The organism is Halobacteriovorax sp. RT-2-3, assembly GCF_047085075.1.
GTDB lineage: Bacteria > Bdellovibrionota > Bacteriovoracia > Bacteriovoracales > Bacteriovoracaceae > Halobacteriovorax_A.
The window spans coordinates 944,776-960,901 of record NZ_JBKIYF010000001.1 but is presented as its reverse complement, the minus strand read 5'-3'; the positions used below and the strand labels follow the sequence as shown (position 1 = coordinate 960,901).

Genomic DNA, 16,126 nt, shown 5'->3' with positions numbered 1-16,126 from the left:
TATTTATTTATATAAACTCTACATTAATATATGGGTTATTAGGTTGTAGAATATAAACATAACGTCGTAAAAGTGCAACTACTTTTGTACAAATTGCGTAATATCCCATGGTTTTTACTGCAAAAAATCAAAGTTGTTTGGACATAGCAGCGAAATATCGTTATCATATAATTATTATTAAATGTAATTCTAGATAGTTAGAACTTTTTTCGAGGAAAGAGATTTGAAAAAACGAATATTATTGTTTTTGTCAGTCTTGGTCTTAATGGCCCTCGGTTACTATTTCTATACTTACTACAATGACGAATACCATCCTGAGGCCCTAAGAGAGCAGTATTCACAGAATGCTCCGGTGGCCTTCACTAACCGTGAATTACCAAAGAAAAAGTTTGTCCCGCGAAAGCAATTTCATGAAAAGAGTGATTATAAAAGATCTGACGATGAGGTCGTTGCGTTGGTTGGGCTCGGTATGGACAATGGTGTTTTCTCTGAGCTGAGTGGTTCAATAGAAGAGCTTAGAAAGGCCAATATTGATTGTGAACAGACTTATAATGATTATATGCCTCCTGCTCAAATCATAGATCCAAATTCTGGCTTTTACGCAAAAGAAGACGGCAATGTTTTGAGTCTCCTTAATCGTGCGATGGATTTATTAATAAATATCGAAGGTAGAGCTATTGCAAAACGCTTTCCTGAACTTGCTCAAGAGGCTTTGGATAGTGTTGATGAGATAAGTGAAGATGATATGGCAAAGATTATGCGCGCTCCACTTGTTTGTCGCCAATCAAATATTACAGTTCTATTTGAAACACTAATTGAAATGTCTAGTGAAGGTAAAATTACTGACAACCAAAGGGCCGAGATTGTGGGCAGTATGGTTAATAAATTAGTTGTAAGTCTTGAAAGTGATAGCTTACAAGATAATATCTTAATGTCACTTACTCTATTAAAGGCCCTTGGAAGTTTATCAAGCAAGAATGACGAATACTTTTCTGAACTTGAGTCGATTTATGATGAGATGGCCGCGACGCAAGTTGGGATAATGAAAGATTCAGATAAGAAGGCAAAGGTTGTTAATCCTGGAGAGATCTATCGTAATTACCGCGAAAGACAACGAGGCTTTTCTTCGTCTGTAATTGAAATTCTATATATTAGTTATCCTGAATATCTAAATGATTAATTACTCTTCCATGCAAAGATAGGTACTTTTTTTAGAGGCACCTGCTTTAAGACAAAGATCTTTAATCTTTCCTAATATCCACATTCTCATTGGTCTTGGATAGCGAATCTTTCCATCTTCACCCTTAGTAAGTTCTGAATGGAAGTATGTTGTTTGTGGATAGTTCTTCTTGACCTGTGAATAGACATCTTTCGTAAAGCGTACAACACCAATGGAAATATACTCTACTTTACTTAAGGGAATCACACTGCTTAGTTCACTAATTAGCTCTTCATATTCACTTTCAAAACTTTCACTGTGTATCACAGGATCAAAGTGAATACCGATGGGGTGACCTGCTTCATAAAGGCTTTTAATGGCCTTTAGGCGGGCCGCAAGACTTGGTGTCTTTAGGTCGTGAGACTTAATCTTATTCTTTGGCGAAAGAGAAAAAGAAGTGATGAAGTTTGGCAGTGGCTCTAGTTTTAGAAGCTCTTTTATATTTGCTGATTTGGTTCTAAGTTCAATGTAGCAGTGAGGATTTTTCTTTGTAAATTTGTGGTAGTAATCTAGCTCTCCAGTTAGGTGAGTTAGGGCAAGAGAGTCACTAAACTCGCCTGCGTGAAACCACATATTCTCATCCGATTGTTCAGCAATTTTTTGCATCTCACTTATAATCTCTTCGTGATTCACAAAGAGAACAAGGTCAGGAGTATTGAAATAACCTTGAAGGTAGCAGTAGTCGCACTCATAGATACAGTTGTAAGCGTGGATAAAGTAGTAGTGAGGCTCTCCTGAGATACCGTAGGCATTGGGAGCCTCTTTAACAAGTTGGCCTTGCTTTCTTGCAATAAAGAGATTTAGAGAATCTCTCTTTTGTAAGTAGGGCTTTTTAACTCTGCCCCAAATATCAGCGTAATTTTCGATTATTTGGACTGTAGCCTTTGGAAACTTAAGTGGAAGCTGATTTGAGATCAGAGAATTTTTAATTGAATCTTCGATAAAGATTTTCTCGATCTTCAAAGCTTTTCTCCATTCATAAGGGCGTTGAATTTTTGCCAATCAATCTTTGAAAGCTTCTTTTGTAGATCAAGGATTTCTTTTTCAGAATTGATTTTAGTTCTAAGGTTTAGCACAACCTTTTCAAGAGAAGGATCATAAGATAATTCATTTTTATCAAGTCCTGTTCCTTTGATAAAGTTATCTAGTTGTCTAATAATCTTAGTACGAGTCGGATAGAGTTTCTCTTTTAAGAAGTCTCTAAGCTCGAGGGCCTTCTTCTTTGGGGTTGTCTCTAATGCTTGAATATCTTTAAATGTGCTTAAGTTTAAAAGATCACTTAAACTCATATCATACTTAATAAGAATTTGTTGTACGAGATTTTTTACTTCGCGCTCAAGTGAGAGTGTAAAGTAAAATGCATCATCATTTAGTAGAGCAAGATCGTCACTTTGTAATTTTTCTTCACTTGTAAAAGACTCAATAAAGTAGCGGTAAAGCTCTTGGGAATAATCCTGGGCATGCTCTTTTATATATTCACAAATAGGTGCATCAGTGACGTGATCCGAAATCAATTTAAAAACTCTAAGTGGTGTTTGAAATTTTTTTGCAGCAAGACCGATGGCCCATGCTTCGCGATCGGCCAAAGGGGCAAAGTGTGAAAGTGATTTTGCTAATTCGCTATCAAGAACTCTTTCATTTGCAGTGATAAGATCTAGCTTAGATGAGCTTTGTTGGCATTGAAAACTTTTGAATTCCTCTTGCCCGTAGATTGTTCTGATTTCAAAAATCTCACCCTGCTTAAGATCAGCATTAAATGAAGCACATATTCCAAGATTGATGATTTGACCTATTTGAATTGCCTGGTTTTTAAGGATACCCATAGCATATGTGAGGGCCATGAGAACGTTCTGTGGGCCTTCTCCAGTCAGAATTAAGCCGTAGCTCTTATCTGCACATAAGTAGAGGTCATTAAAGTCTGGATGTGATTTAAAATCCATCTCTTTTAAAAATGTTTGAGCTTCGCCGCGGTGGGCAAATACAAGTAAATCCATAACTAGGAAATAACGTTTATCTTGTCGGTGCGTCAAGTCTTTACGCATTTAGGCGAAATAGATATTCATGACTTATGAAAATATTAGATCAATTTGGACAATTTGCTTTTGGTGGCGCCAGTATCTCTGGAGAGGGCGCGGGTTATGGATTTGGTGATATTAGTAAAGAAGATTCGATTAGTCTTTTACAATACGCCTTTGATCGTGGAGTGAAGATCTTTGATACGGCACCGATTTATGGCTTTGGTGAGAGTGAGAAGAGAATTGGCGAAGCATTTAAAAATAATCGTGAAAAAGTTTTTATTGTTTCTAAGTCAGGTGTGACTTGGCACGAGAATAAACGAGTGGATATGACTAATGATCCAGTTGTCACTCAAAAAATGATTGAACAATCACTAAGAGATCTAAATTCAGATTATATTGATCTCTATATGGTTCACTGGCCTGATGAAAGAGTGGATATCAGAAAAACTCTTGAGGTTATTGCAAAGGCCAAGCATGAAGGAAAAGTTAAGCATATCGGACTTTGTAATACAACGGCCGAAGAGTTTAAATTAGCGTCACAAGTCGATCGAGTTGAGGTGATCCAATCACAATTTAACTTTTTTGAACAAGACGTTAAAAAAGATATTTTCCCAATCGTAAATGAAAATGACTTAAGTTTTATGAGCTGGGGAACTCTTGATAAAGGAATCCTAACTGGACGAGTGACGAAGGATCGAAAATTTGACAAAAGTGACTGCCGCTCATGGGCACCATGGTGGAAGGCCATGGATAAAGAAAGTCGCTATGATATTGTTGCAAGAATGCAACCTGCACTAGAAAAGCACGGACTTACTGGTTTAGACTTTGCAATTCACTTTAATCTTTCTCATGATGAACTAAGCACTGTTCTTTGTGGTGCTAGAGATCATGACCAATTAGATGGAGTCCTAAACTCTCTTGAGAAGAAAGTTACGAAAGAAGTACTAGAAGATATTATTAATAGTGTTAGTTAGTGTCGTCATTCCCACATACAATCGGGCCATGTTCTTAGCCCGTGCAATTGACTCTGTTTTAAGACAAAGTTTTCAAGATTTTGAATTAATTGTTATTGATGATGGTTCAACTGATAATTCAAAGCAAACTGTTGAGTCCTACTCGGATTCTCGCATAAAATATTTTTTTCAAGAAAATAGAGGAGTTTCAGCTGCTCGAAATCTAGGTGTAAAAAAATCTTCAGGGAAATATATCGCATTTCTTGACTCTGATGATGAGTGGAAAGAAGACAAGCTTGAAAAACAATTAAGCTTACTAGATAGCTCAAAACATCGACTCTGCCATACAGGGGAGCTTTGGCTTAGAGATGGTGAAGTTGTAAAACAAAAAAAAGCTCATCAAAAAGTCGGAGGGGATATGTTTATTCGCTCTTTAAAAAATTGTGTCATTTCACCTTCAAGCGTTTTACTTGAAAGAACATTATTTGAAGAGATGAATGGTTTTAATGAAAGCTTTATTGTGTGCGAAGATTATGACCTATGGCTTAAGATAACTTCTTTGTATGAAATCGACTTCTTAGATGAGCCTCTGGTAATTAAGCATGCAGGTCATGATGATCAACTATCCTTCAAGTTCTTTGCAATGGATTACTGGAGAGTTAAGGCCATGGCCTGGGCCAAAGAAAATCGCCAGCTTTCAACTGAGAGAATTGAAGTGTTAACTCAGCTTTGTTTAAAAAAGTGCCAATACCTTATTAAGGGCTATGAAAAATACGAAAATTTTGAAAATTACGATGAAGTAAGAGCTATTGAAAATTACATCAATAGCTGAGGCTCTTCGACTAACTTTTTCTCTAGGCCTAGCTCAATCGTTTTTTGATAGAAAATCTCAAGTGCGTTTTCCCACGGAGAATCTTCAATATCGCCATTAAGTAAATTGATTAAATGAGGAAGTAATTGCTCCACATATTCTTCAGTACTTTCTCTTGGAAGAAGAGATGGAAGGTGATCAATTGCAGTAACTTCTAAAAGCTGATCTAACTCTTGAACTCTAAACGTTGGAATATCAATTGTCGTAATATCAGGATATATCGGAAGAGGGTTACAAGGACCTGTAGGATCACAACTAACATCAGAAATTACAGAAAGATTTCTTTCATTTTGTAGAATTTCTAAATTGAGAAATGGCTCGGCCGGTTTTTTATTTAAAGTACAATTGACTAGAATATCGTAATCGAGAATTTGCTTAATAGGTCTGGCCACTTGTGTATCGGCCCTTCCCCAACCAGTCATTTCAACACCAACAGCCTCAAGTAACTCTTTTGCTCCTCGGCCACAACGTCCACGGTTTCCAATGACAAGAACTCTCGGCCTTGAACCAAGCTCATCCAGCTCCTTTGATATCTCATTAATTAACTCATGCTGAGATGAGTATGAGTTCAATGGGCCACAGTCATTAAAGTCTTTTCCTCTTTGTTGGCAAATCCAGTTCTTAAGTCCTAGGGCCGCTCCCACAAATCCTGCCCACTTCCCAAATGCTGCAATTCTTCTCCCTTTAGGGTCTGTTAGGTATTCAAGGTCATATAATTTTCCATCTCCTTGAATAAAACGATCAAGCATTTCTTTTGAACCTGTTTGATTTTTGTAAACATGAGCAAAGTGTATATGTCTGTGAGTTAATGGAAAAGTGTGAACATCTAATTCTTTTAAACCAAGGATAAAAGCATTTGCCGGTGCAAAGTTTATCCATGAATTTGTAGGCATCATCTTAAGGCCAAGTGCTTCGAATTCATCATCTTTAAAAATACGACTAGGTGAGCGTTCAATAATTACTTCATGACCAAGCTCCTTTAGCATTAGGGCAGCTTGGGGCGTAAGTGCACTACGCTCTTCAAATGGTTTTGTTTCATGGCGAAGCCAGATTGTCCTATTTGTCATGAAATTTAATCTCCCAAAAAAATCGTATACTTATAGCAAAGCTAATAGATTACTATAGCAAAGGGCCTTGTCACATTCTTAAATTTGTAAGATTTACAGGCCATTTTAATGTATAACTATATAATATTAGGATAATCAAGCAAGCTAAGTTTCGTTAATAAAGGAATGAATATGAAATACCATCCAGAAAAAAGTCGACTCTATTACATGGAAGACTCCCTTGGAAGTTATACTGACTATGGTATTGGCGTTCCTTTAAAAGACGAGAGAGTAACCAAAATCCTCGAAGAATTCAAAAATTCTCCATTTCTTGAAAGAAGAAAATCAACACATTTCTTTTTAAGTGACTTGGCCCTTGCCCATGATCGCGACTTTTGTGCTCGTACTAAACTTGATCCTACTGGACTTGTTCTTGAAGCTTATGAACTTATTAATGACGATGGAAGCTATCATCGTTACGAGCCTTCTGCTGCAGTAAAACCTTTAAGTGATTTTATTAATCGTGCTCTTTCTCATTGCGAAGGAACATACCTTGCTGCCTGTAATGCTCTAGAGTCGGGCTTTTCTTATCATTTAGGAGGAGGAATGCATCATGCAAAGAGTGATGGGCCAGGTGGCTTTTGTATGTTTAACGATATCGTTATTGCAATTAGAAAATTACAAAAGGAAAAAGGTCTTGGTAAGTGTCTCGTTGTAGATATGGATGCTCATAAAGGTGATGGAACTGCACAAATTGTTGCCAACGATGAGTCGATTGATTGTGTTTCAATTCATATGAAGGATGGTTGGCCACTTGATAATCCTGATAAAACTAACTCAAGTTATATTCCTAGCACTCTTGATATCCCAGTTACTCCCGATGATGACTATCTTGTAAAACTCAAAGAAGTAGGGGACTTTATCAAAGAAGATTACGATCTTTGTATTGTAGTTCAAGGTGCAGATGTTTATGAAAAAGACATTTTGGAAAGTGCTAAAGGAATTCAGCTAAGTTTAGAAGAATGTCTTGAAAGAGATAAGTATATGAATGAATTATTAGAGTCGAAAGGTATCCCCCAAGCATGGGTTATGGCCGGGGGATACGGTGATGAAGTTTACCGTGTCTTTCAACAATTTGTTCAATATAAATTTAAAGCATAGTTGAATCTTCGTGGGCCAAGATTCTTTTCTTTGGCCTAAAGTAAGTACGTGGAGTGTACTCTAGAAGATCTGTAATCTTTGCCATGTAGAAACATGCATACTTTTCAACTTGATCAGCAAAACGTGATTCCTCCAGTCCTGCTCTCATCATTTCTCCCCAGTGTGGGTTAAAGAATTGGCGATAAGCATCTAATTGCAGAGAGATTTTTGAGTTGATCTTATCAATTTCGCTAAAGATCTTTCCAATATCTTCTTTATTATATTTTTCTGGATCTTCGTGCTTTAAAAGCTCTAGCTTATTTAGCTCATGTTCTAGCTTTTCTTTTTGTTCCATTTCAGCATCGATAAGAGCTTGTGTTGGTGTTGACTGTCTAATCGCTTCAATCTCTGCTTCAAGAGGATCTAGGATAAGAGCTGTTCTCCAGTTGAAAGTTTTCTTTAGTGTAAGAACATCACCATAGATATGGTCACCAAGGTAAAGAATCTCTTCACCTTCAAGGCCTAGATCTTTTTGTAATTTTCCGGCCCATCCACCTTGGTACACCTTGTTTTGCTCTAGAGGACCTTCTGCATTTGTCATTAGTCCAGTATCCGTTTGAATTTCTAGAAACATATTGCTTACGTTAAAGAATCTTGGCTTACATGCAAGACAGATTGAAATATCAAATAGGTCTGTCCAGTTCTCATGCTCTTTTAAGAATGGATTAATCGTGTATTCCATTAGTCTTTTTGTCCAAGTCCATTCACTATTTGTGATAAGAATTAACTTCTTTCCAAAGCGTTTAAACCTTTCTAGCAGTTTTGCCACTTCTGGGTCTTTGATAATAAAGTCTTCAAGATGCTCTTCGACATATCCTTTAAGAGAATTGTCAGAGTGAGCGATATCGATAACTTCTTTGATATCGTGAGATAGTGTTTCGTAATCAGGAAGTTTTAAGCCTTGGTCTTTTAGATCAACAAGGTTTGCAAACATTGCACCATTTGAAATTGAGAAGTTTGTATCTAGTGATTGATACTGTTCTGAGTTTAGGTCAATGATACTATTCCCATAGATTTCATTCTGATCATGAAAGTCCATTGGCTTTGTACCATGCTTTGCGATCTTTACTTTTCCGTAGCGGTTTGTTTGTAAAATATTTCCACGAAGACGATCGATAATTAAACCTTGAATAACTTGGTTAAAATCAAATTTTAAATCTGTTACTTCTTTTGGATAATTTTTTACATCTACTAATTTTTGAAGCACGAGTTCGAAAACAAATTTTTCGAAAGCTTCTGTTTTATAGCGAACTAGAGTGTAGTCCATATCAAAACCAATGGCCTTGATCTTCTTCATATTTAATGTTCTATTGACGTATACTGACATATAAAATCCTTTTAAATCGTTTGAGAATATAATCCCCGGACCTTAGATTTTATCTAATCTTGATTTAAATGTCATATTATTAATACGTTAAGGCGTAAATTCAGTAACTTACGCCTTGGTGATTTTTAAGAGCGGTGTGTCTATTTAAGAATGATATAGTATTTTGCAAAGCCTTCATCATCAAGGCCTTTAATACGGTTAAGCTTAAATTTTGACTTCTTCTTAATATACTTTGTCGCTTTATCTGATGGAGAAGTTTCAAAGTAAACCTTAAGTTTGTCTGCATTAGCTATTGGCTTGATCTTCCAGTTCTCATTTGGACGAGCATCGACAAAACCTTTTTCTTTCGTTTCTTTTCTAATGTAGTTGATTAGAACTTGGCGATTGCTATCTGGAGCACTAAAGACGACATTGGCTTTTACTGCACCTGGAAATTTACCACCGGTTGCACGAAAGCTATTTGTTGCAAGAATAAACTCTTGCTCATCAGTAACGGCCTTTCCTTGATACTTTAAGTTTTCAATTCTGAATGAATCCTTATTTAAAACCTTACAATTTTCATCGTAGTGTCTTCTCTTTGTGATATTGATCTCGTAAGTTAGACCGTCAATCATATCAAAGTTGTATGAACGAAAGCTTCCCCAGTTTAGAAGTGGTTGGTCCTTGCTGTAGTTTGGATCAATATGAGCAAACATCCCCGCAGAGCACTCTAGCCACAATTTAACTTCTTTTCCTGTGAGCTTTAGAGCGTAGAGCATATTAGGGTAGAGGTAGAGATCAGCTGCATTTCTCAATGTCAGATTTCCCTTTTCAACAGTTGTGTATCCATTTGGATCATTCTTTCTGCCACCTGTTTTAAAAGGTGCAACTGCAGATAATACTGGGAGCCCACTTAAATTAGCATCGCCTTGTATTGCTCTTTTCACATAATCAATTTGAGCGTTAGAGACAATCTGTGTTGCCGCATCATCTTGGATTAGTGAGAGGAAGCTATAAAATTCCTCCTTAGAGAAACCAACTTTTTCACCTGCGAGCTTAATTGTTCGTTGGTGATCATCTTCAATGATTTCTGCAAGTTCAAGATCAGGTTTTACACTTGAATCTGATTCTTTATCATAAATCGAGTAGACTGAGGATTGTCCATCGATCACATGCCACTTACTTCCATCAAAGTTTAATTTTAAATCAATGATTCCAACGTGTGATCCCCATTTCCCAGGCATAACGGCAGCGACTCCATTAATTGTTCCTTTCTTCGCATCAATACCTTGAATTCCTTCATATTCTTTTGAAGGAAATAGAGCATGAGTGTGACCAAAGGCAATGGCATCGATATAAGGAACGCGACTTAGGTAGTAAACTGAGTCCTCTGCATAAAGCTTGTATTCATCTGTACTAATTCCTGAATGTGGAATTGCGATGATGACATCAGCGCCTTCATTTTTCATTTTCGCCGTAAGCTCTTTTGCGACTTCAATAATATCGCGGGCCACGACTTTCCCTTCAAGATTATTCTTATCCCAGACCATGATCTGTGGCGGAACAAAACCAATGTATCCAATTTTGAGCTTATGTGGCAGACCTTTTGTGTCCTTAACTTTTTTCTCTAAAATTACATATTGCTTAAAGTAAGGCGATGCTGGCTTACCATTTTCGTCTTTGTAAACGTTAGCATTGATATAAGGAAATTTTGCATCTTTAAGAGAGGCATCTAGAAACTCTAGGCCGTAATTAAATTCATGATTTCCAATATTACCCACGTCATACTTTAGATGATTCATGAGTTTAAAAGCAGGGTGAACTCCTTCTTTTCCGTGAGTGGCCACAAAGTCGGCCATAGGATTCCCCTGAAGGAGATCACCATTATCGATGAGCGTATAATTATCTGCTTGTGTGGCATACTTTTTAATAAGTGTAGCCGTTTTAACAAGTCCAAATCTTTTACTTTCTTCGTTCTTATAATAATCGTAGTCTTTGTAGTAACCGTGTAGGTCAGTGGTTTCAATTACACGAAGTTTAACTTGTGTTTGTTCCTTACAGCCTACAATTAGAAAAAGAGACAGTGAAAATAAAAAGATTTTTCTCATATATATTCCTAGTAATAACGTCCTGAAGAGTAAGTAGCATCAAACATACGAGCTTTACCGTAAACTTTTACGTTACCCTTAAGTCCTGCAAAGCCATAAATTTGAGCTTCGCCAAAAGCTTCAGCATTATCCCAAACTGACGCCTCATCATAAACTCTTGCATTCTCATACACGTGAGCATTACCCCAAACTTTAGCGTAGTCTGAAATAATTGCATTACCTGTGATTTTTGCAAATCCTGTTACTTGGGCCTTGTCACAAACTTGTGCATTCTCACCAATATAAACATTCTTTGATACATAAGCTGTATCAGCAACGAATCCACCTTGTGTTCCATCATTGTTGATCCAATATTCACCTTCTTGTCCTGCACATGGTGCAGCTAAAGCTGGAAGGATAAAAAGCATAGCAGCTAGTAATTTCATAAATCACTCCTTAGATTTTTTCGATTAGCTCAATTAATTTCTTACCTAAATTATCCGATGCTAATCTCAAATTGGCAAAGAACTCTTCCTCTGTTGGATGCTCTCCGTCAACAATGTCAGTAACTGACTTTAAAAAGAGTGTTGGAATACTGAATTGATCAACTACCCAGGCAATAGCTCCAGCTTCCATATCTTTAAGAACTGCTTGATTTGTTTCAATTAACTTTTCATCTTCAGCACTCATATCAAGAGAGTTTCCTGTTGAAATAATTGCTGTCTTTAGGTTTAGAAGCTTTCCATATTCTTGAGCAATAGGATGTGCTGTCTTATAGATTCCGTAGTTTTCATATCCTGGAATAGGAATTCTGCGATCATGAAAAACTGTTGTGTCGGCCGTGTAGACGTCTCCAACTTCTGCACCACGCTTTCTAAAGCCACCGGCAGTTCCCGCGTTGATAATCATTTCTGCACCAAGTTCTCTGATCGCAAGAAGAGTAGAGACAACCGCAGGAGACGTTCCTACGTTTTGCACTTTATGGTGCTTACATTCACCACTTATAATAACTGAAATCTTATGCCCGTGATATTCACATTGATATAATTTCATTGGTAGATTTGGGTCTAATTTTTTGTCTTGATCTGTGATAGCTAGTTTCTCTAAAAGCGGTGCTGCTTCCGAGTCCATGGCCATGATGATGGCAATATTTTTCATAATGTCTCCATTTAAAATCTTTTATCTAAGTTTAATAGAAAAAGAGCATAATTTGAAATATTGCAGCTAACTTTCTAGATGGGTTGGGTAGATATTATCTTTTGAACGTGTTTGGGCGGCCACTCGTTGGAGCCACCTGATGATACGGTGGTACTTCTGCTTAATTAGATCTGCAGGAGGTAGTCCAGTAATGAGAATACGATTCAGATGGCAATAGAGTAATATATCGATATACTTGATATCGTTGCCAAAAATAAAATTCTTCGTTCCCAGTATTTCGTTAATATAAGTAATCTGTGATTCAAAATAATCAAGTGCACATGCTTGATCTTTATGAAAGATTTCATACTCTGAGATACGCTTTACTATAATTTCTTTTACTGACGAAATAACATCTTCTGGTGATTCATCTATATCTTGAACATACTTGGCCTGCTTAGCGAATTTTTTCTTCATAGCGCTAAGCCCTTTTGTATCTTTGTATGAGAAGTAAACGATACTTGCCCATAATGAATTTATACACCAATCTTGTAAGAGCTGGGCCTGCATTGCTTCTTCATTGTTTAAAAGAAAAAGCTCAGATTCTCCACGCAAGTCTTTGAAGTAGTTGATACAATTTCTAATGCCTAAGTATTTCTTATCGCCATCAATAATAGCAGGAAGACTGCTCATCTTAGCTGGCACTCCCTGAATTTGAGAGTTCACATGGACTGTTTTTAACTTAAAGTCGATATTTAGAAATGAAAAAATTCTATTTATAGTTGCACAGTACGGGGAGAAGGATTCGACTTCATCGTTTCCTGCCCAAGAAATTAATACTTTATCCATGGCATAACTGTCGGAGAGTTACTTTAAAAAATTAACTAAATTTTGATGTCTTTAGCGATTTTCCAATCGATTTAAATCATAAAGACCAAATTCAATAGGATTTGTTTTAAAGGCTATCTCATGAATTTTATCTAGTGTTGGCCAAAATCTTTTATCACTTCTTCTCACACCATACTTATCAAGAAGCCTGCTATGAGCTGCCTGTGAAGTAGTATTCTTAATTGCATTTACAAAATTCGGTAGTTGAGATTTTTTAAGTTTAAAAATAGTATTCGGATAACTCCCTACAGTTCCTTTTGTTACAGTGAAGTTATCTTCTTCAGTAATTCTCTGACTTCCTTCTTTCAAGAGGTGAGAGATATTGTAGTGAGCATTGTTGTGAATTAACGTATATGTTTCATTAGTATCCTCAATCAAGATAAAAGATACTTGTGAAAAGAGATTTACAGCAGTCTTCTTCATCTCTTCGTTATTCATTAAGCTTTTGAGATTATCATCTTTAACTTCAAACCTCTTATTTAAAGCAGGAGCTAGTCTATTTTTTAATAGTTCAAATAGTTCACTCTTTGCGTCTCTAGTCTTATATGAAATTGCGGGCTCTTTCTTTATCCAAGCATAGCGTCCTACGATATGTTCTTTAACTCTACCAGAAGCTCTTTCGTACCATAGTTCTCTTTCTTTCAATCTTTGTTTTGAAGGTAGTAATGTTAGAAAGTTGAATTCACCTTCAAGTCTTAAAAAATCCATGTAAAGTCTAGTGTTGAGTTGATGAGATAAATTCCCATATACATCAAAGCCAGCAACCAGGAGGTAGTGAATTCTTTCTAAGAGTGGATAATCAATGACCCAAGCTGTTTTTGGATTTTGACCAACAAGTCCTTTCAAAACTGTCGCACTATCAAAATGTCTAAAAATAGTTAATGCTGCATTCTGATTGTTTCCATCGCCATTCCAAATAGAATTTAGATTTAGGATAGAGGAGTTTTGATCGATAAATTCTGACTTCTTTTTAAGATATTTTTCTTCTTCATTTTTATACTTGAACCATTGAACACCACCCACATTTGCAAACTGTGCAGGAAGACTCATGCGCTCTAGCTCATTTGTAAGTGGAAAATTATTGCGGTTTTTATAAAGCTTAGGGTTTACAAAGAAAGTCCAAAAGTGATCCTGAATTACATTAAGGGCAATTTGACCGCGGCAAACAGGACCTTTTATAAAGTTAGAAATCGTGTATTGAGACTCTTTAAGAAGAAACTCATAACGTGATTCTACAGGTAAATCTTTAAAAGTTAAAAATGGGTTTGCTGCTTCTAGGGCTTGGTAGCTAGGAAGTTCTTTTACCTGATACTTTGGTGTTATAAATAATTTCTTATACCAATTCATTCTCTCTTTATCAAAGAGGTAAGGCATATGCGTTTTATCGACAATTGTCTCTTTCTGTTTCACTAGTCGATAGTAGACTCTCTTAACCTTTGGATCATCAAATGGCCTTCGAGAGGCAATGACTTTGATTGGTTTTCCAGTTGGTGTTTTAGATCTTACTAATTTATAAAAATTCGTTTCATTTTTTTCACTAAAATATAGATTTGCTAGGTAAAGGTGCTCATAAAGGTAGCGCGCCATAAGTTGATGTTTTTTACTTTTCTTGTTTAAGAAAAGTTCCCAATCTTTTATTTTTTTTAGTTCTTCTCTTGAAAGGGGAGCTTCTTTGTTGAAGTTTGAGCCTTGGGCTATCCAAGTTGTAATTAGCTCACTCTCTTTATTTGTTAGTGCAGGAAGTCCATATGGCATACCTCCAAAAGGAGAAGACTTCGCGTAGTTTTCAAATTCGTCTTCTTTTGGACAAAAACGATCATTTTCTAGGCTGAAGTCTAAGCTTGTCGGAAGAATCTTTGTCTCCGGAAGAGGCACAACCTCTTTTAACTTTATCATCTTTGCTATGACGTTTTTATTAAGATTTTTATGTGAAACTGAGAAAAAACCTTTATCTCTCCACTGCTTAGTTGAGTTTGCATCGATATAAAGTCGGCTTGGCGAAGCAACGATTAAGCGCTCTCCCATATAGACCTTATCTTTAGAGGCTCCTCTTTCAACGGCTTCTCGGGAAGTTAGTTTTAGTTGGCAAGGTGAATCGTAGCAACTGTGACAAACAACACAGCGATTATCAAATATTGGTTTAATATCTTTGTTGAAATCAACTTTCTTCTTCCCATTCCAATGGTTTGCTTGTTGTTGGGAGAAGACAACACTATTATTTTCAATCTCTTTAAGGGCCTTTTTAGTTGCCTCTTGGTGAATTTCTTTATCCTTTGGGACAAGGAGATCTGTCTCGTTATTATTTGAACAACTAATAAGAAAAATGCTCACTAGAGCAAGTAAAGAGATCACCTTCATTTAAACCATACCTAATTAAAATTATTTATGAAATGTTATAAAGATTGGCCTCAATTGTCATTTGATTTCGTTTTCTTTGGACGCGAAAGGTGAGTTCCTAGGTAAATACACGTTAAGAGAATTGCAGCTCCAATTATTTCAAGTGAAGAGAATGGCTCATTAAAAAGGAATATACTTAGAGTCTTAGCAATCACTGGTTGTAATAAAATAATAAGTCCTGAAACAGAAAGTGGGGCACTTTTAAGGCCATAGCTAATTAATGACCAGCCAATGACCTGACAAAGAATAGCAAGCCCAAATACAGAAGGCAGATGCTCAAGAGCTAGGCTTTTGTGGCCGTGCTCAAATTGAGCGGTAATAAAGAGAATCGCTCCAGTCACAAGAGAAGAGTAGGTGATAATCTCTAGTGCAGTGATTTTCGTCTTAAATGTCATAAGGGACGTTTTCTTAATTGAAGTTGTATAAAGTGAGTAGCACAACCCTGTTGTCAGACCAAAGAGTACTCCCCAAAAGAATTCCTCTGACTGATAGAATTGAACTTGGCCTTTTAGAATGAGAAATACTCCAAAGAAAGCAAAGAGAAATACTAGTAGCTTTTTGAGTGTTATTTTTTCTTTATAAAGGATAAGGCCAAAAACAAGTAAGTAGAAAACTTGGGTATTGCCTAAAATTGTAGACATGCCAGCACCAATTAAGTGAACTGATCGATGCCAAACAAATAAGTCCATAGCAAAGCAGAAACCTATGACGGCCGTCATAGTATAGAAGCGTTTGTCCTTGATATAATTTTTCTTAATAAGAAGTTGGTAAATAAGAAGAATTGAACCTGCAATTGAACAACGAAGAGCGCCAATCATGCTCGGAGAAAGGTCACCACTGAGATTTTTAACAAAAATAGGTGCTAATCCGATGCATATTGTTCCTAAAATTAGGCTTATGACACTTGTGTTCATTTTTACTCTCTTTTAAGTTTCTTTTGAGTTTCTTTAACTTGCCACTGTGTGCAAGAGAGTATAGCTCAACAAATGGCCCCAAGGGTATAT

At 36.5% G+C, this 16,126-nt stretch carries 14 protein-coding genes; 4 read left to right on the top strand and 10 right to left on the bottom strand.

All coding sequences use genetic code 11. From position 1 onward, the window contains the following. The first annotated feature begins 247 nt into the window (after positions 1–247). The gene (locus ACMAYX_RS04395; protein ID WP_412469746.1) at positions 248–1,180 is read left to right on the top strand and encodes a hypothetical protein; all 933 of its coding nucleotides are present in this window, start codon (positions 248–250) and stop codon (positions 1,178–1,180) included. Here the strand turns inward: ACMAYX_RS04395 and ACMAYX_RS04390 are convergent, their stop codons facing one another. Together ACMAYX_RS04390 and ACMAYX_RS04385 are read right to left on the bottom strand one after the other, a co-directional pair. After that, positions 1,181–2,182 carry an SPL family radical SAM protein gene (locus tag ACMAYX_RS04390; protein ID WP_103216733.1) on the bottom strand — a complete coding sequence of 334 codons (1,002 nt, stop codon included), beginning with the start codon at positions 2,180–2,182 and terminating at the stop codon, positions 1,181–1,183. Then, entirely contained in the window at positions 2,179–3,213 is a 1,035-nt protein-coding gene (locus ACMAYX_RS04385) for a hypothetical protein (protein ID WP_412471588.1), read from the bottom strand. Before ACMAYX_RS04385 ends, ACMAYX_RS04390 begins: the two co-directional genes overlap by 4 nt. 74 nt (positions 3,214–3,287) lie before the next feature. Between ACMAYX_RS04385 and ACMAYX_RS04380 the strand changes: the two genes are divergently transcribed. Both ACMAYX_RS04380 and ACMAYX_RS04375 read left to right on the top strand, forming a co-directional pair. Beyond that, the gene (locus ACMAYX_RS04380) at positions 3,288–4,211 is read left to right on the top strand and encodes an aldo/keto reductase (protein WP_412469744.1); all 924 of its coding nucleotides are present in this window, start codon (positions 3,288–3,290) and stop codon (positions 4,209–4,211) included. Then, complete coding sequence (locus tag ACMAYX_RS04375) at positions 4,201–5,022, top strand: glycosyltransferase family 2 protein (RefSeq protein ID WP_412471587.1); 822 nt, start codon at positions 4,201–4,203, stop codon at positions 5,020–5,022. The genes ACMAYX_RS04380 and ACMAYX_RS04375 overlap by 11 nt, the downstream gene beginning before the upstream one ends. On the opposite strand, the gene ACMAYX_RS04370 is transcribed toward ACMAYX_RS04375, so the two are convergent. Beyond that, positions 5,007–6,128 carry a saccharopine dehydrogenase gene (locus ACMAYX_RS04370; protein WP_412469742.1) on the bottom strand — a complete coding sequence of 374 codons (1,122 nt, stop codon included), beginning with the start codon at positions 6,126–6,128 and terminating at the stop codon, positions 5,007–5,009. The genes ACMAYX_RS04375 and ACMAYX_RS04370 overlap by 16 nt on opposite strands. 171 nt (positions 6,129–6,299) lie before the next feature. Between ACMAYX_RS04370 and ACMAYX_RS04365 the strand changes: the two genes are divergently transcribed. Further along, on the top strand, positions 6,300–7,268 hold the full coding sequence (locus tag ACMAYX_RS04365) for a histone deacetylase (protein ID WP_392991332.1): 969 nt from the start codon (positions 6,300–6,302) through the stop codon (positions 7,266–7,268). Here the strand turns inward: ACMAYX_RS04365 and ACMAYX_RS04360 are convergent. The 7 genes from ACMAYX_RS04360 to ACMAYX_RS04330 all read right to left on the bottom strand — a co-directional run bounded on the left by ACMAYX_RS04360 (position 7,258) and on the right by ACMAYX_RS04330 (position 16,036). Further along, positions 7,258–8,634, bottom strand: coding sequence for an HAD-IG family 5'-nucleotidase (locus tag ACMAYX_RS04360; RefSeq protein ID WP_412471586.1), 1,377 nt, complete (start codon positions 8,632–8,634; stop codon positions 7,258–7,260). The genes ACMAYX_RS04365 and ACMAYX_RS04360 overlap by 11 nt on opposite strands. A gap of 140 nt (positions 8,635–8,774) precedes the next feature. After that, positions 8,775–10,721: a bifunctional 2',3'-cyclic-nucleotide 2'-phosphodiesterase/3'-nucleotidase gene (locus tag ACMAYX_RS04355; RefSeq protein WP_412471585.1), complete on the bottom strand. Its 1,947-nt coding sequence runs from the start codon at positions 10,719–10,721 to the stop codon at positions 8,775–8,777. A gap of 8 nt (positions 10,722–10,729) precedes the next feature. After that, positions 10,730–11,146, bottom strand: a complete 417-nt coding sequence (locus tag ACMAYX_RS04350) for a hypothetical protein (protein WP_412469739.1) — start codon at positions 11,144–11,146, stop codon at positions 10,730–10,732. A gap of 10 nt (positions 11,147–11,156) precedes the next feature. Next, on the bottom strand, positions 11,157–11,858 hold the full coding sequence (locus ACMAYX_RS04345; protein ID WP_103216742.1) for a 5'-methylthioadenosine nucleosidase: 702 nt from the start codon (positions 11,856–11,858) through the stop codon (positions 11,157–11,159). 66 nt (positions 11,859–11,924) lie between these two features. Beyond that, a complete protein-coding gene (locus ACMAYX_RS04340) occupies positions 11,925–12,686 on the bottom strand; it encodes a glutathione S-transferase C-terminal domain-containing protein (protein WP_103216743.1) in 762 nt (253 codons plus the stop codon). Between the two features lie 51 nt (positions 12,687–12,737). Beyond that, positions 12,738–15,056 carry a fatty acid cis/trans isomerase gene (locus ACMAYX_RS04335; RefSeq protein WP_412471584.1) on the bottom strand — a complete coding sequence of 773 codons (2,319 nt, stop codon included), beginning with the start codon at positions 15,054–15,056 and terminating at the stop codon, positions 12,738–12,740. A 77-nt stretch (positions 15,057–15,133) separates the two neighbouring features. Beyond that, positions 15,134–16,036 (bottom strand): DMT family transporter, encoded by a 903-nt coding sequence (locus ACMAYX_RS04330; protein ID WP_103216745.1) that lies wholly within the window; start codon positions 16,034–16,036, stop codon positions 15,134–15,136. Between the last annotated feature and the right edge of the window lie 90 nt (positions 16,037–16,126).

Excerpts from the sequence above, each read along its gene's own strand:
- ACMAYX_RS04385 (WP_412471588.1), bottom strand. The coding sequence starts at position 3,213 with ATGGATTTACTTGTATTTGCCCACCGCGGCGAAGCTCAAACATTTTTA.
- ACMAYX_RS04380 (WP_412469744.1), top strand. The coding sequence starts at position 3,288 with ATGAAAATATTAGATCAATTTGGACAATTTGCTTTTGGTGGCGCCAGT.
- ACMAYX_RS04370 (WP_412469742.1), bottom strand. The coding sequence starts at position 6,128 with ATGACAAATAGGACAATCTGGCTTCGCCATGAAACAAAACCATTTGAA.
- ACMAYX_RS04365 (WP_392991332.1), top strand. The coding sequence starts at position 6,300 with ATGAAATACCATCCAGAAAAAAGTCGACTCTATTACATGGAAGACTCC.
- ACMAYX_RS04360 (WP_412471586.1), bottom strand. The coding sequence starts at position 8,634 with ATGTCAGTATACGTCAATAGAACATTAAATATGAAGAAGATCAAGGCC.
- ACMAYX_RS04355 (WP_412471585.1), bottom strand. The coding sequence starts at position 10,721 with ATGAGAAAAATCTTTTTATTTTCACTGTCTCTTTTTCTAATTGTAGGC.
- ACMAYX_RS04350 (WP_412469739.1), bottom strand. The coding sequence starts at position 11,146 with ATGAAATTACTAGCTGCTATGCTTTTTATCCTTCCAGCTTTAGCTGCA.
- ACMAYX_RS04345 (WP_103216742.1), bottom strand. The coding sequence starts at position 11,858 with ATGAAAAATATTGCCATCATCATGGCCATGGACTCGGAAGCAGCACCG.
- ACMAYX_RS04340 (WP_103216743.1), bottom strand. The coding sequence starts at position 12,686 with ATGGATAAAGTATTAATTTCTTGGGCAGGAAACGATGAAGTCGAATCC.
- ACMAYX_RS04330 (WP_103216745.1), bottom strand. The coding sequence starts at position 16,036 with ATGAACACAAGTGTCATAAGCCTAATTTTAGGAACAATATGCATCGGA.